Origin of the sequence: Pseudomonas petroselini (genome assembly GCF_045037875.1) — a bacterium.
GTDB classification, from domain to species: Bacteria; Pseudomonadota; Gammaproteobacteria; order Pseudomonadales; family Pseudomonadaceae; genus Aquipseudomonas; species Aquipseudomonas petroselini.
In genome coordinates, this window is sequence record NZ_CP173614.1 from 5113333 (window position 1) to 5134546 (window position 21214).

Below are 21214 nucleotides of genomic sequence, written 5' to 3' on the forward strand. Positions count from 1 at the left end.
CTCATGGGCTGACGCCGTAAAGGCTGTGTTGATGCCCATGAATAACAAGATTCCATTAGCCACGCCCGCTGACAACGGGCCAACGAAGAACTTTGAACCATGGCCACTATCCACGTAGACGGCAAAGCGCTCGAAGTCGATGGGGCGGACAACCTGTTACAGGCATGTCTCTCACTCGGCCTCGACATCCCGTATTTCTGCTGGCACCCCGCGCTTGGTAGCGTCGGTGCCTGTCGCCAGTGCGCGGTCAAGCAGTACACCGACGAGAACGACACGCGTGGTCGTATCGTCATGTCCTGCATGACCCCAGCCACCGACAACACCTGGATCTCCATCGACGATGAAGAATCCAAGGCGTTCCGCGCCAGTGTCGTCGAATGGCTGATGACCAACCACCCCCACGACTGCCCGGTCTGTGAGGAAGGCGGTCACTGCCACCTGCAAGACATGACGGTGATGACCGGCCACAACGAGCGCCGCTATCGCTTCACCAAGCGTACCCACCAGAACCAGCAACTGGGCCCGTTCATTTCCCACGAAATGAACCGCTGCATCGCCTGCTATCGCTGCGTGCGCTTCTATAAGGACTACGCCGGCGGCACTGACCTCGGCGTATTCGGCGCCCACGACAACGTGTACTTCGGTCGCGTTGAAGACGGCGTGCTTGAAAGCGAGTTCTCCGGCAACCTCACCGAGGTCTGCCCGACCGGTGTGTTCACCGACAAGACTCACTCCGAACGCTACAACCGTAAGTGGGACATGCAATTCTCGCCGAGCATCTGCCATGGCTGCTCCAGCGGTTGCAACATCTCCCCGGGCGAGCGCTACGGCGAACTGCGTCGCATCGAAAACCGCTTCAACGGCTCGGTCAACCAGTACTTCCTGTGCGACCGTGGCCGTTTCGGCTATGGCTACGTCAACCGCGAAGACCGCCCACGCCAGCCGCTGCTGGCCGATGGCGCCAAGCTGAGTCTCGACGCGGCGCTGGATAAAGCCGCCGACCTGCTGCGCGGCCGTAACATCGTCGGTATCGGTTCGCCGCGTGCCAGCCTCGAAAGCAACTACGCGTTGCGTGAGCTGGTGGGCGCCGAGCACTTCTACTCCGGTATCGAAGCCGGTGAGCTGGAGCGCATCCGCCTGGTCCTGCAAGTGCTGAACGACAGCCCGCTGCCCGTTCCGAACATGCGCGACATCGAAGATCACGATGCGATCTTCGTGCTCGGTGAAGACCTGACCCAGACCGCCGCGCGTATCGCGCTGTCGCTGCGCCAGTCGGTGAAAGGCAAGGCCGAAGACATGGCCGACGCCATGCGCGTCCAGCCTTGGCTCGATGCCGCCGTGAAAAACATCGGCCAGCACGCGCTGAACCCGCTGTTTATCGCAAGCCTCGCTGAAACCAAGCTCGACGATATCGCCGAAGAATGCGTCCATGCGGCTCCAGATGACTTGGCGCGCATTGGTTTTGCCGTGGCCCACGCCCTGGACGCCAGCGCACCGGCCGTCGAAGGCCTGGACGCTGAAGCCGGTGAACTGGCCCAGCGCATCGCCGACGCCCTGTTGGCCGCCAAGCGCCCATTGATCATTGCCGGCACCTCCTTGGGTTCCAAGGCGCTGATCGAAGCCGCCGCCAACATCGCCAAGGCCTTGAAGCTGCGCGACAAGAACGGTTCCATCAGCCTGGTCGTGCCGGAAGCCAACAGCCTCGGCCTGGCCATGCTCGGTGGCGAGTCGCTGGACGCCGCGCTGCAAGCGGTGACCGACGGCAACGCCGACGCCATCGTGGTGCTGGAAAACGACCTGTACACCCGCACCGATGCCGCCAAGGTTGACGCTGCGCTGAACGCCGCCAAAGTCCTGATCGTCGCCGACCACCAGAAAACCGCCACCAGCGAGCGCGCCGACCTGGTGCTGCCGGCCGCCACCTTCGCCGAAGGCGACGGTACCCTGGTCAGCCAGGAAGGCCGCGCCCAGCGCTTCTTCCAGGTGTTCGATCCGAAGTACATGGACGCCAGCATCCTGGTCCATGAAGGCTGGCGCTGGCTGCATGCCCTGCGCGCCACCCTGCTGAACCAGCCAATCGACTGGACTCAGCTCGACCACGTCACCGCCGCCGCCGCCGCAAGTGCACCGCAGCTGGCGCGGATCGTCGACGCCGCACCGTCCGCGGCGTTCCGCATCAAGGGCATGAAACTCGCCCGTGAGCCGCTGCGTTACTCCGGTCGTACCGCCATGCGCGCTGACATCAGCGTGCATGAACCGCGTACCCCGCAAGACAACGACACCGCGTTCGCCTTCTCCATGGAAGGTTACTCGGGTTCGGTCGAGCCCCGTCAGCAGGTGCCGTTTGCCTGGTCGCCGGGCTGGAACTCGCCACAGGCCTGGAACAAATTCCAGGACGAGGTCGGGGGTCATATCCGCGCTGGCGACCCAGGCACCCGCCTGATCGAGACCCAGGGCGACTCGCTGAACTGGTTCGCTGCCGTACCGCGTCCGTTCAACCCGGCCCAGGGTACCTGGCAGGTTGTGCCGTTCTTCCACCTGTTCGGCAGCGAAGAGAACTCTTCGAAAGCCGCGCCGGTACAAGAGCGCATTCCAGAAGCCTACGTGTCCCTGGCCAAGTCCGAAGCCGACCGCCTGGGCGTCAACGACGGTGCCCTGCTCAGCCTGAACGTGGCCGGCCAGACCTTGCGTCTGCCGCTGCGCATCAACGAAGCATTGGGTGCCGGCCTGGTTGCACTGCCTAAAGGCCTCGCCGGCATTCCACCGGCGATCTTTGGCAAAACCGTTGACGGTCTGCAGGAGGCAGCGCAATGACCTGGTTCACCCCTGAAGTGATCGACGTGATCATCTCGGTCGTCAAGGCCATCGTGATCCTGTTGGCCGTGGTCGTCGCGGGCGCCCTGCTCAGCTTCGTCGAACGTCGCCTGCTGGGCTGGTGGCAGGACCGTTACGGTCCGAACCGCGTTGGCCCATTCGGCATGTTCCAGATCGCTGCCGACATGCTGAAAATGTTCTTCAAGGAAGACTGGACCCCACCGTTTGCCGACAAGGTGATCTTCACCCTGGCACCGGTCGTGGCCATGAGCGCCTTGCTGATCGCCTTCGCCGTTATCCCGATCACCCCGACCTGGGGCGTGGCGGACCTGAACATCGGCTTGCTGTTCTTCTTCGCCATGGCCGGTCTGTCGGTCTACGCGGTGCTGTTCGCCGGTTGGTCGAGTAACAACAAGTTCGCCCTGCTGGGCAGCTTGCGGGCCTCGGCCCAGACCGTGTCCTACGAAGTGTTCATGGGCCTCGCGCTGATGGGCATCGTGGTGCAGGTCGGCTCGTTCAACATGCGCGACATCGTTGAGTACCAAGCGCAGAACCTGTGGTTCATCATTCCGCAGTTCTTCGGCTTCTGTACCTTCTTCATCGCTGGCGTCGCCGTGACTCACCGTCACCCGTTCGACCAGCCGGAAGCGGAACAGGAACTGGCCGACGGCTACCACATTGAATATGCCGGTATGAAATGGGGCATGTTCTTCGTCGGTGAATACATCGGCATCATCTTGATCTCGGCCCTGCTGGTCACGCTGTTCTTCGGCGGCTGGCACGGTCCATTCGGCATCCTGCCGCAGTTGGCGTTCTTCTGGTTCTTCCTGAAGACCGCGTTCTTCATCATGTTGTTTATCCTGCTGCGCGCTTCCATTCCGCGTCCACGGTACGACCAGGTGATGGATTTCAGCTGGCGCTTCTGCCTGCCACTGACCCTGATCAATTTGCTGGTGACGGCTGCCGTTGTGTTGTTGAACACGCCAGCGGCCGCGGTTCAGTGAGGATTTGACCCATGTTCAAATATATTGGCGACATCGTTAAGGGTACCGGTACCCAGTTGCGAAGCCTGGTGATGGTGTTCGGTCACGGCTTCCGCAAACGCGACACCCTGCAATACCCGGAAGAAGCGGTGTACCTGCCGCCGCGCTATCGCGGCCGCATCGTGCTGACCCGCGACCCCGATGGCGAAGAGCGTTGCGTAGCCTGCAACCTGTGCGCCGTGGCGTGCCCGGTGGGTTGCATCTCCCTGCAGAAAGCTGAAACCGAAGACGGTCGCTGGTACCCGGACTTCTTCCGCATCAACTTCTCGCGCTGCATTTTCTGCGGCCTCTGCGAGGAAGCTTGCCCGACCACCGCGATCCAGCTCACACCGGATTTCGAGATGGCCGAGTTCAAACGTCAGGACCTGGTGTACGAGAAAGAAGATCTGCTGATTCTCTGGTCCCGGTAAAAACCCTGATTACAACTTCTATCGTGTTGCAGGTATGGCCGTTGCCGGTAAGCCGAAAGGCGCCGCACAAAACGAAGCCGAGCCGATCAACGTGAAGAGCTTGCTGCCTTAAGGAAGAAAGATGGAATTCGCTTTCTATTTCGCATCGGGTATCGCGGTTGTGTCCACGCTTCGCGTGATCACCAACACCAACCCTGTGCACGCCCTGCTCTACCTGATCATTTCATTGATCGCCGTGGCCATGACCTTCTTCAGCCTCGGCGCACCGTTCGCCGGTGTGCTGGAAGTGATCGCCTACGCCGGCGCCATCATGGTGCTGTTCGTGTTTGTGGTGATGATGCTCAACCTGGGGCCGGCTTCGGTCGCCCAGGAACGCGTCTGGCTCAAGCCCGGCATCTGGCTCGGCCCGGTTGTCCTCGCAGCCCTGCTGCTGGGTGAACTGCTGTATGTGCTGTTCGCTCACCAGAGCGGCCAGGCCATCGGCCACACCACCGTAGACGCGAAAGCCGTGGGCATCAGCCTGTTCGGCCCGTACCTGCTGGTGGTCGAACTGGCGTCGATGCTGCTGCTCGCCGCAGCCATCACTGCCTTCCACTTGGGCCGCAACGAAGCCAAGGAGCAATGACGATGCCTGCTATCCCTTTGGAGCATGGTCTGGCGGTCGCCGGCATCCTGTTCTGCCTTGGCCTGGTCGGCCTGATGGTCCGCCGTAACATTCTGTTCGTGTTGATGAGCCTGGAAATCATGATGAACGCCGCCGCACTGGCGTTCATCGTTGCGGGTGCACGTTGGGGCCAGCCGGATGGACAAGTCATGTTCATCCTGGTGATCAGCCTGGCAGCCGCCGAGGCCAGTATTGGCCTGGCGATCCTGCTGCAACTGTATCGTCGCTTCCACACGCTTGATATCGACGCTGCCAGTGAGATGCGCGGATGAACATGATCTTTCTGACTTTCGTATTCCCCCTGATCGGTTTCCTGCTGCTGTCGTTCTCCCGTGGACGCTGGTCGGAAAACCTCTCGGCCCTGGTGGGCGTGGGTTCCATTGGCTTGTCGGCCATCGTTGCCGCCTATGTCATCTGGCAATTCAACGTGGCGCCGCCGGAAGGCGGTCACTACACCCTGGTACTGTGGCAGTGGATGTCGGTGGAAGGCTTCAAGCCTAACTTCGCCCTCTACGTCGACGGCCTGTCGATCACCATGCTCGGCGTGGTGGTCGGCGTGGGCTTCCTGATCCACCTGTTCGCGTCCTGGTACATGCGCGGTGAAGCGGGTTACTCGCGCTTCTTCTCGTACACCAACCTGTTTATCGCCAGCATGCTGTTCCTGGTGCTCGGCGATAACCTGTTGTTCCTGTACTTCGGTTGGGAAGGCGTGGGCCTGTGCTCGTACCTGTTGATCGGTTTCTACTACAGCAACCGCAACAACGGTAACGCGGCACTTAAAGCCTTTATCGTCACCCGGATCGGCGACGTGTTCATGGCCATCGGCCTGTTCATCCTGTTCCAACAGGTGGGCACGCTGAACATCCAGGAACTGCTGGTGCTGGCACCGCAGAAATTCCAGGTCGGCGACTTCTGGATCACCCTGGCCACCCTGATGCTGCTGGGCGGCGCCGTGGGTAAATCCGCGCAACTGCCCCTGCAAACCTGGCTGGCGGACGCGATGGCGGGCCCAACCCCGGTTTCCGCACTGATCCACGCGGCAACCATGGTCACTGCCGGTGTCTACCTGATCGCCCGTACTCACGGCCTGTTCACCCTGGCGCCGGACATCCTGCATCTTGTAGGCATCGTCGGTGGCGTGACCCTGGTACTCGCCGGTTTCGCCGCGCTGGTGCAGACCGATATCAAGCGGATCCTCGCCTACTCGACCATGAGCCAGATCGGCTACATGTTCCTGGCCCTGGGCGTTGGCGCCTGGGACGCGGCGATCTTCCACCTGATGACCCACGCCTTCTTCAAGGCCTTGCTGTTCCTTGCCTCCGGTGCGGTGATCGTTGCCTGCCACCACGAGCAGAACATCTTCAAGATGGGCGGCCTGTGGAAGAAACTGCCACTGGCCTACGCCAGCTTCATCGTCGGTGGTGCCGCCCTCGCAGCCCTGCCGCTGGTGACCGCCGGTTTCTACTCCAAGGACGAAATCCTCTGGGAAGCCTTTGCCAGCGGTAACCAGAACCTGCTGTACGCAGGCCTGGTGGGTGCATTCATGACCTCGCTGTACACCTTCCGCCTGATCTTCATCACCTTCCACGGTGAAGCCAAGACCGAAGCACACGCAGGCCACGGCATCTCGCATTGGCTGCCATTGTCGGTGCTGATCATCCTGTCGACCTTCATCGGCGCGCTGATCACCCCGCCATTGGCCGGTGTACTGCCGGAAAGCGCCGGCCATGCCGGCGGCGCCGCCAAGCACAGCCTGGAAATCGCCTCGGGCGCCATCGCCATCGCCGGTATCCTGCTCGCGGCCCTGCTGTTCCTCGGCAAGCGTCGCTTCGTGACAGCCGTTGCCAACAGTGGCGTTGGCCGCTTCCTGTCAGCCTGGTGGTTCGCCGCCTGGGGCTTCGATTGGATCTACGACAAACTGTTCGTCAAGCCCTACCTCGCCATCAGCCACATGCTGCGTAAAGACCCGCTCGACCAGACCATCGGTTTGATCCCGCGTGCCGCCAAGGCCGGTCACACCGCCCTGAGCCGCAGCGAAACCGGCCAATTGCGTTGGTATGCAGCTTCCATGGCGGCCGGTGCCGTGCTGGTGATCGGCGCCATCGTGGTGGTGGCGGTATGACTATGAACTTTGCGAACTTGCGAAAGGAAACGAGCCCGTCATGATTCTGCCCTGGCTAATCCTGATCCCCTTTATCGGCGGCCTGCTCTGCTGGATGGGTGAACGCTTCGGCGCCACCCTCCCCCGCTGGATTGCGTTGCTGACCATGTCCCTGGAACTCGCACTCGGCCTCTGGCTGTGGGCCCATGGCGACTATTCATTTGCTCCGGCACCGGGTGTCGATCCGACCTTCGCGCTTGAATTCAAGCACGTGTGGATCCAGCGCTTCGGCATCAACGTGCACCTGGCCCTCGACGGCCTGTCGCTGTTGATGATTCTGCTGACCGGCCTGCTGGGTATCCTCTCGGTACTCTGCTCCTGGAAAGAGATCCAGCGCCACGTGGGCTTCTTCCACCTGAACCTGATGTGGATCCTGGGCGGCGTGGTCGGCGTGTTCCTCGCCCTCGACCTGTTCATGTTCTTCTTCTTCTGGGAAATGATGCTGGTGCCGATGTACTTCCTCATCGCGCTCTGGGGTCACAGTTCTTCGGACGGCAAGAAAACCCGGATCTACGCGGCGACCAAGTTCTTCATCTTCACCCAGGCTTCCGGCCTGATCATGTTGGTGGCGATCCTGGGTCTGGTACTGGTCAACTTCAACAGCACGGGCGTGATTACCTTCAACTACGCCGACCTGTTGAAGACCAAGATGTCCCTGACCACCGAGTACATCCTGATGCTGGGCTTCTTCATCGCCTTCGCGGTGAAGCTGCCGGTGGTGCCGTTCCACTCCTGGTTGCCTGACGCTCACGCCCAGGCGCCGACCGCAGGTTCCGTGGACCTGGCCGGTATCCTGCTGAAAACCGCTGCCTACGGCCTGCTGCGTTTCGCCTTGCCGCTGTTCCCGAATGCTTCGGCCGAGTTCGCGCCGATCGCCATGACCCTGGGTCTGATCGGGATTTTCTACGGCGCGTTCCTGGCCTTCGCGCAAACCGACATCAAGCGTCTGATCGCCTTCTCGTCCGTTTCCCACATGGGTTTCGTACTGATCGGCATCTACTCCGGCAGCCAACTGGCGCTGCAAGGCGCGGTGATCCAGATGTTGGCCCACGGTGTTTCGGCCGCTGCACTGTTTATCCTGAGCGGTCAGCTGTACGAGCGCCTGCATACTCGTGACATGCGCGAAATGGGTGGCGTGTGGTCGCGCATCGCGTACCTGCCGGCGATCAGCCTGTTCTTCGCTGCTGCATCCCTGGGCTTGCCGGGTACCGGTAACTTCATCGGCGAGTTCCTGATCCTGATGGGTGCCTTCGTGCAGACGCCGTGGATCAGTGCGATTGCTACCTCCGGCCTGGTGTTTGGTTCGGTCTACTCGCTGATCATGATCCACCGCGCCTACTTCGGCCCGGCCAAGTCCGACACCGTCCTGCAAGGGATGGATGCGCGCGAACTGATCATGGTGCTCGGCCTGGCGGTACTGCTGATCTACATCGGCGTGTACCCGCAACCGTTCCTGGACACTTCTGCCGCAACGATGCATGGCGTGCAGCAGTGGTTCGGCACCGCCTTCTCTCAACTCGCTTCGGCCCGGTAAGAGCGCTATGGAATTCACGATCCAACACTTTATCGCGCTTGCGCCGCTGCTGATCACCAGCCTCACCATCGTGGTGGTGATGCTGGCGATCGCCTGGCGCCGCAATCACTCGCAAACGTTCCTGCTGTCCTGTGCCGGTTTGAACCTGGCCCTGCTGTCGATCATCCCGGCCCTCAAGGTCGCACCACTGGCGGTCACGCCATTGATGATGGTCGATGACTTCGCGTTGCTGTACATCGCGCTGATCCTGGTCGCGACCCTGGCTTGCGTCACCCTCGCCCACGCCTACCTCGGCGAAGGCGGCACCGGCTACCCAGGCAACCGCGAAGAGCTGTACCTGCTGATCCTGCTGGCTGCGGCCGGTGGCATCGTGCTGGTCAGCGCGCAGCACCTGGCGGGCTTGTTCATCGGCCTGGAACTGCTGTCGATCCCGACCTACGGCCTGGTGGCCTATGCCTTCTTCAACAAGCGCTCCCTGGAAGCCGGCATCAAGTACATGGTGCTGTCGGCGGCCGGTTCCGCGTTCCTGTTGTTCGGTATGGCCCTGCTCTACGCCGAAGCCGGCAACCTGAGCTTCACCGGTATCGGTCACGCCCTGGCGGCCACCAGCATGCCTGCGCCGATTGCCCAGTTGGGCCTGGCCATGATGCTGATCGGCCTGGCGTTCAAGCTGTCGCTGGTGCCCTTCCACTTGTGGACCCCGGACGTGTACGAAGGCGCCCCGGCGCCGGTGGCTGCGTTCCTGGCCACCGCGTCGAAAGTGGCTGTGTTTGCGGTGATGGTGCGTCTGTTCCAGATCTCCCCTGCCGCCAACACCGGTGTGCTGAGCACCGTACTGACCGTGATCGCCATCGCGTCGATCCTGTTCGGCAACCTGCTGGCCCTGACCCAGAACAACCTCAAGCGTCTGCTGGGTTACTCGTCCATCGCTCACTTCGGCTACCTGCTGATCGCCCTGGTGGCGAGCAAAGGCCTGGCCGTGGAAGCCATGGGCGTGTACTTGGTCACCTACGTGATCACCAGCCTCGGCGCGTTCGGCGTGATCACGCTGATGTCCTCGCCGTTCAAAGGCCGCGACGCCGACGCCCTGTACGAATACCGCGGCCTGTTCTGGCGCCGTCCGTACCTGACCGCCGTACTGACTGTGATGATGCTGTCCCTGGCCGGTATCCCGCTGACTGCCGGCTTTATCGGCAAGTTCTACATCGTCGCCACCGGCGTTGAAGCGCACGAGTGGTGGCTGGTTGCCTCGCTGGTCCTGGGCAGCGCCATCGGCGTGTTCTACTACCTGCGCGTGATGGTCACCCTGTACCTGATCGAGCCAAACCTGCGCCGTGTGGATGCCGAGCTGCATTGGGAACAGAAGGCAGGCGGCGTGATGCTGCTGGCCATCGCCCTGCTCGCGTTCTTCCTGGGCGTGTACCCACAACCGTTGCTCACCCTGGTGCAGCACGCGGTGCTGGGCGTTTGATCGCTTAGCGGGATGCAGTAAACAAAACGGCGCCTTCGGGCGCCGTTTTGCGTTTCTGGGGCCGGTGCTTTTACCCTCCCCTACTCAGGGAAATGTCCTCCTCCACCTGCCTCCTTATCTGGCATCTACCCGATGAGGGCCGCCGTATGGTGTTTGCGTTTTAGGAAAGTTCCCACAGCAGGGTCACTTGACCCAACGCGAGTGGGCCACCAAACTATACGCAGGCTACGTACAGAACATGGATGCTCTATTTATCGAACTGCCGCCCTTCGAGCGGCATCGCAAGGACTATCTGAGTGACGAGCTTTTCCACGGTTTTCAACAGGCGTTGATGAAGAACCCGGAAGCGGGAGACGTGATCGAGGGAACAGGCGGGTTACGCAAGGTTCGCTTTTTCGACGAACGACACAACAAAGGCAAGCGCGGTGGCCTGCGGGTCATTTACTACTGGTGGTCGGGCGGCACGCAATTCTGGTTATTCACCCTGTACGGCAAACATGAACAGGACGACCTGACGCCACAGCACAAAAAAGCCCTAAAACACATGCTGGACAGGGAAATCAAAGCGAGAACACATCATGAAACGTGAAATCTTTTCCGAACTGGTCGAAGGCTTCGACGCCCTGGCAAACGAACGCCAAGGCAAAGTCACCCTGCGGACCCACAAGGTTCATCTCAACAACCTGGAGCCGCTCACCGCAGAGGAAGTGGTCGCCGTGCGTCAACAGCTCAACCTCTCCCGTGCCGTCTTCGCCATGTACCTGCGCACCAACACGCGAACGCTGGAAAACTGGGAGCAAGGCCGGGCCAAACCTAATGCCCAGGCCGCCACCCTGATTCGCCTGGTGGCGCGTTTTCCCGAGACCGTGGCACAACTTGCGGCGTTGGGTTGACCTGCAATGCCCCCCAATAAAAACGCCCCGAACATTCGGGGCGTTTTCCATTACAACGGCGTCAGAATGCGATACCGACCTTGAACCCGTACTCATCACGCTTGAGCTTGGTGTTGTCGGCCACTTCGGAATCACCGTCGAGCTTGTATTCGGTGCGGGTGTAGTACAGGCCTGCCATCACCGGCAAGTCGCCTTTCTGATTCATCAGCAGGCTGACTTCGGCGTACGGGTTGGTGCGGTCCTTGAGGTCCACGGTGTCGCTGCCAACGTCATCCACCTTGAGCCTGGTGCGGCCATCGATAGTGCGACGGGCGCCGGCTTCGACGCGCAGGGTCATGTCATCGAACTGGTGGTTGTAGCCCAGGGCCGCCTTGGCGAACGGCGATTTATTGGTGAGTTTCACATCAAGGTTGTTGATTTCCGGCTCGTAGCGGGTCCAGCTGTAGCCACCGCCCACGATCACGTCGACAAAGTTGCGCGCATCCAGCGCGGCGCGCCAGCCGAGATCCAGGTCGGCCTGGCCTTCCTTGAGTTTGTTGTCGCTCTTTTCGCCGTACTTGGCTTCGATACCGGCTTGGTAGATGAAACCGGATTCGGCGGTGAGCTTGTTGCCAAAGTTGTAGAACAGGCCCGCTTCCGGCATGTGGCTCTTGTCGCTTTGGCTGCCGCCTTCGAATTTGAAGTCGTTGTAGCTGCCCAGGATCCCGAAGGTGGAAATCGGGTCGGTGGACGGTGCGGCGAACACCGCGGCAGGCGCAGCGACCAGCGCCAGCAGCGAGGAACCCTTGAGGAATTTTCCGAATAGCTTGGACATCGTTTTACATCTCCTTGTCTGGTGAGCAAATTATTCAGGAACCGCTTCGAACCCTTGCTGGCGCGAAAGGTTCGAATTAATTTGCACCGATTTGAAGGTAAAACGGTTCAGCGAAGGCTCTGAATCAATACTCTCAAGAAACAGCCACTACGAGGCTATCAAGGATCTGGCGAAGCGACGCCGAGACCGGCACTTGAATGTCAAAGGTCCTGCCCAGCACATCCAGCAGCTCATCGGCACTGCCAAGCGTGCGTTTTTCGCTCGGCCGATCCAGGTAATGAACCGCGTAGCTGGCGTTGTTCAACGTATAGCGTTTACCCGGCGCCAAGCGTGCGACTTTCAGCTGGCCCACAAAGGGCGAACCCGGGTGCGTGGAGACGTACCAGTTGCCGATTTCATAGTCGATGCCCGCCTGTACTTGCAGATCGAACACATACAAGCCACGCCACTCCCCGGCCACTTGCGCCCACAGCGTGTAACTGCCCTGCCCGTCAAAGGTCAGGCGATAAGGTTCATGCGCCGTGGCCTGCAGCGCGTCAGTGTCCAACTGCAACGGACTGCTGGGCACCATGCCGCCAAAGCCGACATCGCTGATATAACGCACGCCGTCCAGGGTCACCAGGCTCAAGCGATGGGTGCGCGCCGTGTGCGCATCCGGCGGCCCTCCCATCACCACCCGGCCGGTAATGCCGCGTGCATCAAAGCCGAGTTCCTGCAACAGCGCCAGGAACATCTGGTTCAGCTCATAGCAATAACCACCCCGTCCCTCCAGCAGCACTTTTTGCTCGACACTGGGCAGGTCGATCGGCACCGGCAGGCGCATCAACGTCGACAGGCTTTCGAAAGCAAAGGTGCACACATGGCGCAGTTGCAGAGCCTGCAACGTCTGCAGGGTCGGCGCTGGCGGCGCGTCATAGCCCAGGCGCTGCAGATAGAGGCGGCTATGGGTCAGCAGAGGCATGGCGCAATCCTTGGGCGCGAGATGAAGACGTCACTATGCCGCGCCAGCATGCAGATTGTCATTTTGAATGAACCTTTTTGAACGCTCCCGTATCCATCTATAACAACACAGGGAGGCAACATGAGTACCGCAAAAATCTACACCATCCACTACCAACTGCATGGCAAACCGAAGTCCTTTGTGGTGCGTGCCGAAGTGATGAACAACGCCGAGGCCTGGCACTGGGCGGCGGTCGATGCCGATATTGCGCACGTGAGTCGCGTGGGCCGCGTGGGGCACGAGCAGGTGAAGAAAACGACTCGGCCGTGGGCTGAGAAGTTTGGGATTACTGAAGTGACGTGGGTTGCGCCGAAGTAATCAGATGTCGCTAGACGAAGAAGGAAAGAATGCAACACCACCTGTGGTGAGGGAGCAAGCTCCCTCACCACAACGCTGGTTTTATGGCTTCAAGTCGCCCAACGGATCATAGGCCGGCTTCTTTTCATCCTTGTCTTTCTTGTCCTTATCCAACGGCGCAATAGCCGGGCCGATAGGATCAACCTGCGGATCCGCCACGTCCGGCGAATCCGGGTCAAAACCCAACTCATCCTTACCGCTGGAATGCTCGTCTGAAGACGGGCCTTTCGGAGTATCAATCACGGTGCTCTCCTTATAAGAAACGGACGGGCCTTGTTTAAAGCGGGCGGGCTTTGTCGTGGAGGTTTTCCAGGTCTTCCTCTACGCGTTCTACGTCGTCGTCCTGACGCTCCGCCGGGTCGTTGGGACGCAACGCATCGTTGTCGCGCTCCTCCTCACCGGGTGTGCGGTCAGGGTTCGGGGTACCGGGCGGTGGCTGGTTGTATTCAGACATGATGGTTCACCTCAAAGGGTCTACACAGGTTTAGAGAAACCGCCCTTCGCCATCGTTCAACTTGTTTGCCCAAGCGTGAGATGATGCTGGCCCCTTCTGGAGATACGACCCGGATGTTCGAGCTCAAACCCTGCGACCCTGTCACCTTCCGCCAGCAGACCCGGCGCAGCACGCTGATTGTCGCGGTGCTGTTCCTGGCCCTGGCCATGTTGCTGTCGAGCCTGGCGGTGATGCTGTTCGGCGAGCCCGGCGGTGACAATTTACGTTTCAATGTCGGCGGCGTTTTCGCCGGGGTGCTGATCACCGTGGCGCTGGTGCGTGGCCCCTTCTGGGCTCAGCCGTGGCTGGCGCCGGCGGTGTATGGCTGGCAACTCAAGCGCTGCCTGATGAGCGTGACCAATGTGATGCACAAGGTCACCGAGCAGGTCCAGGCCAGTGACCCGACGGCGATCAAAGTGCTGCGCTTCTATCACCTGGGCCTCACGCAGATGCATGAACTGGATGCCAACTCCAGCGCCCAGGTGCAGTTGGTCGCCGAGGTCGAGGCACATAAAGCCAAGATGCAGGCGCTGGGGATCGATACCGAGCAAACCCGTTTCGACCCCGCCTGGCTGCAAGCGCTAAAAAGCGCTTAAACCTGAAGGACTCGCACGCTTACGAAGTGCTCTGGAACGGACACACACCACCTCACGGCGTCAGTTGGAAAGCTTTGCCCGCCAGCAGAACACCGCGCTCACCGCAATCGCCAAGCCCGCCAGACCGAACACCCACGGCGCCGAGGCAATCGGCAGCAGCAGGCCGGCAAGCAAGGGCCCGAGGCCGGCGCCGATATCCCGCCACACGGCATTCGAGGCCAGGGCCGACACGCGCATCGAACCGGGGTTGCGCTCGGCCACCAAGGTGGTCACCAGCGGCAGTTGCAGCGCGCGCAGCACCAGCACCGCCGCCGCGCCGACGATCACCCAGTAACTGCCGAATGCGGTCAGGGCCAGGGCACTCAGGAACGAAAACAGCAGCAGCATCGAGGTGGCGCCAAAGCGCTGGGCCGCGCGGCCGCCCAGGGGGCTCAGGAGCATTTCCGAGACATAGCGCAGCGCCATCAGGCCACCCGCGATCAATACCGCATCACCGCCCAGCAACTTCTGCGCCTGGATCGACAGGCCGAAGATAAACAGGCCATCCAACGCCACCCCTTCGATAAACGACCACACCGCCACGCTGTCCGGCCACTTGAAGCGCCGCCCCGGCGTGCTGTGCAAATCATGCCCCACCGTCGGCAAGCCGCGCGCCATCCACACGCCCACCAGGCAGCACCCGGCCAGAATCAGAAAGATCGGACGCGGCCCGGCCCACAGCGTCAACCAGCCGCCCAACGGCAGCGCCAGCATCGGCCCGAGGGCGATCAGCGCACGGGAACGCCCGGCCCGGCGTGCGGCGCCGGCCGGTTCCGAGGTAGCCAACACTTGGGTGGACAGGTTCAACGCGGCAAAACACAGGCCCCACACCAGCCGCAGCCCCAACAACGCAGCGAAACCCGACAACAGCGAGTTGCCCACGGCACACAGGGTCGCCGCACCGGCGGCAATCATGCAGGTCAGGCGGTCGCCGTTGCGCGCGTAGAAATTGAGCACATGCCGGTAGCCGAAAATCCGCACCAGGCGGTTCGCCGCCAGCAGCACCCCGGCCTGGGCCAGGGTGATGCCGAACGCCTGGGATTCCATCGGCAGTAGCAGGTACAGCAGCACATCACTGGGTAAGCATAAAGCCAGGGTCAGCGCAGCGCGGCGGGAGTTCGTATCAGCGGTACGGAGGGCCAGGCTGGACATAAATCTGAAACATCCCGAAATACTCAGGTCGCCACGGTAGCCTTCCACACCGGTGTTTTACAACGCCCAATCATGGCTTTTTCCCATAGGGCAACAGACGCAAGCCGCTGGCCACGGCCCCCACCCCTGCAAACCCGCAGCCCAGCCACAGCGCAGAGTGCGGGCCGCTGGCCAGGGACAGGTGGAAACACAGGGCCACCAGCGACGCTCCCAGCGTTTGCCCCAGTAAGCGCGAAATCGCCACGATGCCGCTGGCCCCACCGCTGCGGGCCAACGGCGCACTGGTCATCAACGCCTTGAGGTTGGGTGACTGGAAGAATCCAAACCCGGCGCCGCACAGCGCCATGCGCCAGCCGATATCAAACGCCGAGGCGCCGCTGTCCAGGCTAGCCAATGCGGCCATCCCCACGCTGAGCATCAACAGGCCGATGCCGCACAGCAAACCCAGGGACACCCGGTCGGCGAGGCGCCCCGCAACCAGCGCCATCACCGCGACCACCGCCGGCCAGGGCGTCATCAGGAAACCGGTTTCCACCTGGCTATGGCCCAGCACCGCCTGCAACAAGAAGGGCAGCGACACAAAGGCCAGGCCCTGGGCGCTGAAGGCACAAATAGCAGTCAGGGAAGACAAGGCAAACACCGGGCGCTTGAACAGGTCCAGTGCCAGCATCGGCGCCGGGTGCCCGGCCTGGCGCCGCAGCAGCAAGGCGCCGCACACCAGCGCCACGGCGATCAGGCCCAACGTCAGCGCGCCCTGGGCGCCGTGCACGGCCGTGCCGAGGCCCAGCACCAGCAGCGCGAACAGCCCGGCGCACAACAACGCTGCGAGTCGGTCAAAGGCATGCCCGGTCATCGGCAACGTGGGTAATGAACGCAGGCCCAGTGCCAAGGCAAGCAAGCCCAGCGGCACGTTGATCAGGTACAGCCAGTGCCAGGTCGCCACCGACAGGATCGCCGACGCAGCAGTCGGCCCCAACGTAAATGCCAGCCCCACCACCAACGAGTTATAGCCCAGGCCGCGCCCGAGCATTTTTGACGGGTAGATATGCCGCAGCAGCGCCGTGTTGACACTCATGATCGCCGCCGCCCCCAGACCTTGCGCCACCCGCGCGGCGGTCAACGTCAGCAGCGACCCGGCCAGGCCGCAAAACAACGACGACACGATAAACAGCAGCAGCCCGCCGAGATACACCCGGCGGTGCCCCAGCGCATCACTGAGCGACGCAAACGGCAGCACCGTGGCAATGATCGCCAACTGGTAGGCGTTGACCACCCAGATCACCGACGCGGAATCAGTGCCAATGCCCTCAGCCAGGGTCGGCAACGCCGTGTTGACGATGGCCGTGTCCAGGGTCGCCATGCCGATCCCCAGGGAGATCGCGATCACGGCAGGCAGGCGTTTATTGAGGGGCAACCCATCGGCAACAGAAGACATGAACAATCCGCGCAGGTGACAAAGGCCTTTAGATTAAGGGCTGCGGCGATTTTTTTCAGTGCTGGATTGGGTGGCTGTCAGTATTTTCATGTTCGCCAGGGCCCGGTCCTCGCCATCACGCCCACGGCTTCGGCAAAACCGGCTTGGGGCGCCGACGACGTTCACACATGACTCACCCCCACAATCAATTCACTGCCCAGCCAACCGGCCAGGTACTCACCTGCCTGCATCACGCCAGCCTCTTCGCCCAGGCGCTGCACCAACCACTTGCACAGCCCGGCGAAACTGCCGTCGGCCTGCACCTGCTGCAACGCCTGAAGCTCCAACGCCTCCACCTGGCGCAAGCGCGAGGTGAATTGGCGCCGCCACACCAACACACCGCCCGCTTGCGCCAGCATGACGGCCTCGGGCGGGGGCGCTTCCTGCCACAACGCCGACCAGATGGCCTCGGCATTGGTGGTCAGGCCGTGGCAGCGCAACGACGGTGTCAGTTGCAGCACCGCCGTGTCCCAGTCCAACTCGGCCAACGCCTCCAACCTCAAAGGCTGCGCATCGGCGGCGACAAAAGCTTCATTCAGGGCCGACTCGATCCAGGCCAATTCATGCACATCCGGATTGCGCGGGAACACGGCTTTCAATGTTGCGTAGAACCCCTCGGGGTACACATCCAGGGTCCAGGCGTGGGGTGGATGGTTGTCGATATGGCGGATGCTCGCGGCCAGGAACGCCTCATCCCCGAGCCAACGGCGCAGGTTGGGGAACGCCTGTTCCAGGCAGCCCACCAACTGCGCGCGGTAGTTGTTCTGGTACACCGCCAAGCCTGCAGGGTGATTGCCCAGCCGGTGTGCGGACTCGTCCGTCGCGCTCACCAACCAGCTGCGAAAGGTCTGCTGTAGCTGCGCCAGATTCATCGTTGCGCGCCCAAGGTGCGGGCCAGCGCCAACTCCTGGAGCAGTTCGGCGAGCGGTGGGATTTCATCATCGCGCTCGATCATGGTCGCTACGGGGCCCAGCCTGGCGATGGCCTGCGCGTACAGTTGCCACACGCCGCTGCAGACCGGGCTGTCATGGCTGTCGATCAAGATGTCACGGCCCTGGCTATGCCCGGCCAGGTGCACCTGGCGCACGCGCTTGGCGGGGATGCCATCCAGAAACGCCAGGGCGTCGAAACCGTGGTTGCTGGCACTGACGAATACGTTGTTGACGTCCAGCAGCAGTTCACAGCCGGTGCGCTTGGCCATGGCCGCAATAAATTCCCATTCGGTCATGCAGGCGCCTTCAAACGCCAGGTAGCTGGAGGGGTTTTCAAACAGCAGCGTGCGGCCCAGCACGTCTTGGGCCTGATGGATATTGGCGCACACGCGGTCGAGTGCTTCGTCGGTGTAGGGCACGGGTAACAAATCATGGGCGTTGAAGCCGCCACTGCGCGACCAGCTCAGGTGGTCGGAAACGAACAGTGGCTGGACCTCGTCCACCAGCGACTTGAGGCGCTGCAAGTAATCGGTGTCCAGCCCTTCGGCCGTGCCGATGGACAGGGACACGCCGTGCAGTGCCACCGGGTAGCGCTCTCGCACCCGGCGCAGGATATGCCGGGGCTGGCCGCCCGCGACCATGAAGTTTTCGGAGATTACTTCGACGAAATCCACGGGCACCGAGGTTTCCAGGAAGTCGCCGTAGTGCTCCTTGCGCAGTCCCAGGCCGTAGCCGGAGAAGTGAGGGTTGGGGGTGGGCATTGTGTTCTCCTTCAAGACTGGGGCGGGGGCGTTTGTTTGTGCTGGGGGTGCAAGCGCGCGCGCCCAAAAAGCGGGCTCCAGCTTCGCTGTCGAGCGGGAGCAAGCTCCCTCGCCACAGCAAGCTTCCTTGTCACAGAAAGCTTGCTCCCACAGGGGGCCAGGGTATTACTTCGGTTCGGTCAGCGTGCCGCCCGCCTTGAGGCATTCGGACGGGATCTTGACGATCACGCCTTCGCCCTTGCAGCTGTTGAGGCCCTTGCAGTCGTTCTTGGCGGTGGCGCACAGGCTGGTGCCTTTGCAGGTGTTGACGCCGTAGCAACGGCCGGGTTTTTCCGGCTGGTCGGCGGCGCTGGCGGCCGTGGCAAATGAAGCGGACGCCATGGCGATCAGGGCAGCGGCGGCGGCGAGGTTCAGGCGCGACTTGAGTGCAGTGTTCATGGGTGTTTCTCCGGGGTTGGGATGGATTACTGGATGACCGAAGCAGCGTCTTCGATGACCTTCGCCACAGCCTCGGGCTGGGAGATGTACACCGAGTGGCTGGCCTTGATGTCGGTGACCTTGGAACCGGCGCGCTGGTACATCCAGCGCTGCAGGTCCGGGCTCAGCGCACGGTCTTCGGTGGAGACCACCGCGTAGGTCGGTTTTTTGTGCCAGGCGGCGGCCCACACGGTGCCGCCGAACAAGGCGGTGGTGGCGGGCACTTGGGAGGCGGCCATGAAGTCGGTGCGGTTGGGAGTCAGGTCGGCGGCAAAGTCGGCGTTGAACTTGGCGCGGTCGAAAAACAGGTGACCGTCGCGGCTCTGCTTGATGCCATCGCTGGGCGCCGGCATCGAGCCGATCAGTTGGGCCATGTTCTCGCCCACTTCCGGCTGCAGCGCCGAGACGTAGACCAGCGACTTGACCTTGTCGCGGTCGCCGGCAATCGAGATCACCGCGCCACCGGAGCTGTGGCCCACCAGCACCACCGGGCCGACTTGTTGCTCCAGCACTTCACGCGCCTCGGCCACATCGGCGGCCAGGTTCTCGTGGCCCTGGTGCACCACGGTGACCTTGTAGCCCTTGTGAATCAGGATGTCGTGCACCACGCGCCAGCCGGAACCGTCGACAAACGCACCGGGCACGATCACCACGCTTTTACCGGTGCCGGGCTGCGGGGCATCCGCCGCCTGGGCCAGCAGCGGAACAGTCAGGGCCATGGCTATGGCCAGGGAAGAAAGCATACGCATTGCAAATCTCCATCACAGTTATCAACGTTTGCCCGAGATCAGGCGATCCAGCGACCAGGCCCCACCGCCGTACGCCAGCAGCGGCAACAACAGGCCCGCCCAGGTCAGGTGCACCGGCCAGGCGTCGGGGTACACGAACACCTCGATCACCAGGGTCATGCCCAGCAGCGCGGCGGCAGACGCACGGGTCAGCAGGCCCAGCACCAGCAACAGCGGGAATAGGTGTTCGGCGTAGGTCGCCAGGTGCGCCGCCCAGTCCGGCGGGATCAGCGGCAAGGCGTATTCCGAACGGAACAGGGTGTAGGTCGACGGCTTGAGTTCAAGGAACCCGCTGACCTTGGTGCGCCCCGACAGGAAGAACACCGCCGCGATCGCCACCCGAGCCACCAGCAACAGCAGGGCCTCGGGGAGCAGGCGCTGGATCACGACCACCTGGGCCGCTCGGTTCATGGCTGTTCCGTCAGGCTGCCGTAGCCTTTAGGCGTCTTGATCTGGGTGCAGGTGCCTTGGTCGACCAATACCCAGGCGTTGCCCTGGTAGTCGGTGGTGGCGGTGCCGGCGCATGAGGTGCCTTTGCCTGCGGCGCAATCGTTGGCACCGGCGAGGGACACGCCGAAGCATTTTTCCTGGGGCTTGGGCTCATCGGCATGGGCCACGGTGGCGAAAGCGCTGAGGGACAGGGCGAGGGTTGCCGCGAGGGCTGCGTAAGGACGCTTCATGGGGTGAGTCTCCTGGCTTGACTGAGTGTGGCCAGGGCGCCTTGGGGGTCGATGACCGCCTGCGCCAACTGGTGAACAGAGTTAACGCCAGGCGTGTATCCGGTCTGTGTCGCGAACGCGATAGAACGTCATGCGGGTGTATCAGGAGGGTGCGGGGATACAGTTCGATACACAGTCACTGACACAGTGCTGAAAACCGACCCTCGCACCAGGAGGTGGAAAACAGGTCACGATCAATAGGTAATCTGGAGGGTGGGCCCTTGCACCGTCATGCAGCGATTACAGGCCAACTGGTCAGCCGCCATCTGGGGGTTCCACGGCCCGATGACACCGTCGCGCTTGCCCTTGTCATCCACTGAGTCCAGTGCGGCCATCACGTTGTCGCGATTGGGCTTGAGCAGTTCCCGGGCCAGTTGCGTTTCTTTATCTTTTTGCGCGTCGCCCGTCAGCGAACGACCGGCCACTTCGCGGATTTTATCCGTCGTTGCATTCGGCGTCGTGGGGTGTTTGAACGCTTGGAAATTGTCACCAAAGGCTTTGGCCAGATCCGAATCCGACATCGTCGAAAAGGGCGTGGACGCCGGACTTGGCGGCGGTGAGGCGTGCGATATGGAAATACGTGAAATCAGCATGTGTGAGCGCTCCTGGACGGTTCGACGAT

The 21214-nt window shown here is 62.0% G+C and carries 24 protein-coding genes and 1 pseudogene; 12 read left to right on the forward strand and 13 right to left on the reverse strand.

Going from position 1 to position 21214, the window contains the following annotated elements; genetic code table 11:
* Window positions 1–99: 99 nt before the first annotated feature.
* From nuoG to ACI512_RS23510, 10 genes and pseudogenes are all read left to right on the forward strand, one after another.
* A complete protein-coding gene (nuoG, locus tag ACI512_RS23465; RefSeq protein ID WP_046035528.1) occupies window positions 100–2814 on the forward strand; it encodes an NADH-quinone oxidoreductase subunit NuoG in 2715 nt (904 codons plus the stop codon).
* Window positions 2811–3818, forward strand: a complete 1008-nt coding sequence (nuoH, locus tag ACI512_RS23470; RefSeq protein ID WP_012724954.1) for an NADH-quinone oxidoreductase subunit NuoH — start codon at window positions 2811–2813, stop codon at window positions 3816–3818. Before nuoG ends, nuoH begins: the two co-directional genes overlap by 4 nt.
* 11 nt (window positions 3819–3829) lie before the next feature.
* A pseudogene (gene nuoI / locus ACI512_RS23475) lies at window positions 3830–4379 on the forward strand (NADH-quinone oxidoreductase subunit NuoI).
* Window positions 4380–4388: 9 nt separating this feature from the next.
* The gene (gene nuoJ / locus ACI512_RS23480) at window positions 4389–4892 is read left to right on the forward strand and encodes an NADH-quinone oxidoreductase subunit J (protein ID WP_003174726.1); all 504 of its coding nucleotides are present in this window, start codon (window positions 4389–4391) and stop codon (window positions 4890–4892) included.
* Window positions 4893–4894: 2 nt separating this feature from the next.
* Complete coding sequence (gene nuoK, locus ACI512_RS23485; RefSeq protein ID WP_003174727.1) at window positions 4895–5203, forward strand: NADH-quinone oxidoreductase subunit NuoK; 309 nt, start codon at window positions 4895–4897, stop codon at window positions 5201–5203.
* Window positions 5200–7053 (forward strand): NADH-quinone oxidoreductase subunit L, encoded by a 1854-nt coding sequence (nuoL, locus tag ACI512_RS23490; RefSeq protein WP_236382012.1) that lies wholly within the window; start codon window positions 5200–5202, stop codon window positions 7051–7053. The genes nuoK and nuoL overlap by 4 nt, the downstream gene beginning before the upstream one ends.
* A gap of 40 nt (window positions 7054–7093) precedes the next feature.
* Entirely contained in the window at window positions 7094–8626 is a 1533-nt protein-coding gene (nuoM, locus tag ACI512_RS23495; RefSeq protein ID WP_003232072.1) for an NADH-quinone oxidoreductase subunit M, read from the forward strand.
* A 7-nt stretch (window positions 8627–8633) separates the two neighbouring features.
* Entirely contained in the window at window positions 8634–10097 is a 1464-nt protein-coding gene (gene nuoN / locus ACI512_RS23500; protein ID WP_012724956.1) for an NADH-quinone oxidoreductase subunit NuoN, read from the forward strand.
* A 238-nt stretch (window positions 10098–10335) separates the two neighbouring features.
* The gene (locus tag ACI512_RS23505) at window positions 10336–10686 is read left to right on the forward strand and encodes a type II toxin-antitoxin system RelE/ParE family toxin (RefSeq protein WP_236381700.1); all 351 of its coding nucleotides are present in this window, start codon (window positions 10336–10338) and stop codon (window positions 10684–10686) included.
* A complete protein-coding gene (locus ACI512_RS23510) occupies window positions 10676–10990 on the forward strand; it encodes a DNA-binding transcriptional regulator (protein WP_010209571.1) in 315 nt (104 codons plus the stop codon). Before ACI512_RS23505 ends, ACI512_RS23510 begins: the two co-directional genes overlap by 11 nt.
* A gap of 61 nt (window positions 10991–11051) precedes the next feature.
* Here the strand turns inward: ACI512_RS23510 and ACI512_RS23515 are convergent, their stop codons facing one another.
* Together ACI512_RS23515 and ACI512_RS23520 are read right to left on the reverse strand one after the other, a co-directional pair.
* Window positions 11052–11804, reverse strand: coding sequence for an outer membrane beta-barrel protein (locus ACI512_RS23515; RefSeq protein ID WP_231807365.1), 753 nt, complete (start codon window positions 11802–11804; stop codon window positions 11052–11054).
* 133 nt (window positions 11805–11937) lie between these two features.
* Window positions 11938–12765 (reverse strand): arylamine N-acetyltransferase, encoded by an 828-nt coding sequence (locus ACI512_RS23520; protein ID WP_236381678.1) that lies wholly within the window; start codon window positions 12763–12765, stop codon window positions 11938–11940.
* 120 nt (window positions 12766–12885) lie between these two features.
* Between ACI512_RS23520 and ACI512_RS23525 the strand changes: the two genes are divergently transcribed.
* Window positions 12886–13122 (forward strand): DUF6555 family protein, encoded by a 237-nt coding sequence (locus tag ACI512_RS23525; protein WP_012724960.1) that lies wholly within the window; start codon window positions 12886–12888, stop codon window positions 13120–13122.
* A gap of 81 nt (window positions 13123–13203) precedes the next feature.
* Here ACI512_RS23525 and ACI512_RS23530 read toward each other — a convergent pair whose 3' ends face one another.
* Complete coding sequence (locus ACI512_RS23530; protein WP_046035532.1) at window positions 13204–13404, reverse strand: DUF6021 family protein; 201 nt, start codon at window positions 13402–13404, stop codon at window positions 13204–13206.
* Between the two features lie 34 nt (window positions 13405–13438).
* Window positions 13439–13615, reverse strand: coding sequence for a hypothetical protein (locus ACI512_RS23535; RefSeq protein ID WP_163825853.1), 177 nt, complete (start codon window positions 13613–13615; stop codon window positions 13439–13441).
* Between the two features lie 113 nt (window positions 13616–13728).
* Here ACI512_RS23535 and ACI512_RS23540 point away from each other — a divergent pair, with 113 nt between their 5' ends.
* A complete protein-coding gene (locus tag ACI512_RS23540) occupies window positions 13729–14250 on the forward strand; it encodes a DUF3087 family protein (RefSeq protein WP_236381686.1) in 522 nt (173 codons plus the stop codon).
* A gap of 60 nt (window positions 14251–14310) precedes the next feature.
* Here ACI512_RS23540 and ACI512_RS23545 read toward each other — a convergent pair whose 3' ends face one another.
* The 9 genes from ACI512_RS23545 to ACI512_RS23585 all read right to left on the reverse strand — a co-directional run bounded on the left by ACI512_RS23545 (window position 14311) and on the right by ACI512_RS23585 (window position 21185).
* The gene (locus ACI512_RS23545) at window positions 14311–15441 is read right to left on the reverse strand and encodes an MFS transporter (RefSeq protein WP_046035534.1); all 1131 of its coding nucleotides are present in this window, start codon (window positions 15439–15441) and stop codon (window positions 14311–14313) included.
* A 70-nt stretch (window positions 15442–15511) separates the two neighbouring features.
* Window positions 15512–16876 carry an MFS transporter gene (locus ACI512_RS23550; RefSeq protein ID WP_236381687.1) on the reverse strand — a complete coding sequence of 455 codons (1365 nt, stop codon included), beginning with the start codon at window positions 16874–16876 and terminating at the stop codon, window positions 15512–15514.
* A 161-nt stretch (window positions 16877–17037) separates the two neighbouring features.
* A complete protein-coding gene (locus tag ACI512_RS23555; protein WP_236381689.1) occupies window positions 17038–17787 on the reverse strand; it encodes a DNA-binding domain-containing protein in 750 nt (249 codons plus the stop codon).
* Entirely contained in the window at window positions 17784–18608 is an 825-nt protein-coding gene (locus ACI512_RS23560; protein WP_236381691.1) for a DUF692 domain-containing protein, read from the reverse strand. The genes ACI512_RS23555 and ACI512_RS23560 overlap by 4 nt, the downstream gene beginning before the upstream one ends.
* A gap of 165 nt (window positions 18609–18773) precedes the next feature.
* Entirely contained in the window at window positions 18774–19046 is a 273-nt protein-coding gene (locus ACI512_RS23565; RefSeq protein ID WP_405121376.1) for a hypothetical protein, read from the reverse strand.
* A 26-nt stretch (window positions 19047–19072) separates the two neighbouring features.
* A complete protein-coding gene (locus ACI512_RS23570; RefSeq protein ID WP_236381694.1) occupies window positions 19073–19834 on the reverse strand; it encodes an alpha/beta fold hydrolase in 762 nt (253 codons plus the stop codon).
* Window positions 19835–19855: 21 nt separating this feature from the next.
* The gene (locus ACI512_RS23575) at window positions 19856–20284 is read right to left on the reverse strand and encodes a DoxX family protein (protein ID WP_236381696.1); all 429 of its coding nucleotides are present in this window, start codon (window positions 20282–20284) and stop codon (window positions 19856–19858) included.
* On the reverse strand, window positions 20281–20553 hold the full coding sequence (locus ACI512_RS23580; RefSeq protein ID WP_064055376.1) for a DUF2282 domain-containing protein: 273 nt from the start codon (window positions 20551–20553) through the stop codon (window positions 20281–20283). Before ACI512_RS23580 ends, ACI512_RS23575 begins: the two co-directional genes overlap by 4 nt.
* Before the next feature lie 233 nt (window positions 20554–20786).
* Window positions 20787–21185, reverse strand: a complete 399-nt coding sequence (locus ACI512_RS23585; protein ID WP_231807370.1) for a hypothetical protein — start codon at window positions 21183–21185, stop codon at window positions 20787–20789.
* Window positions 21186–21214: the final 29 nt, after the last annotated feature.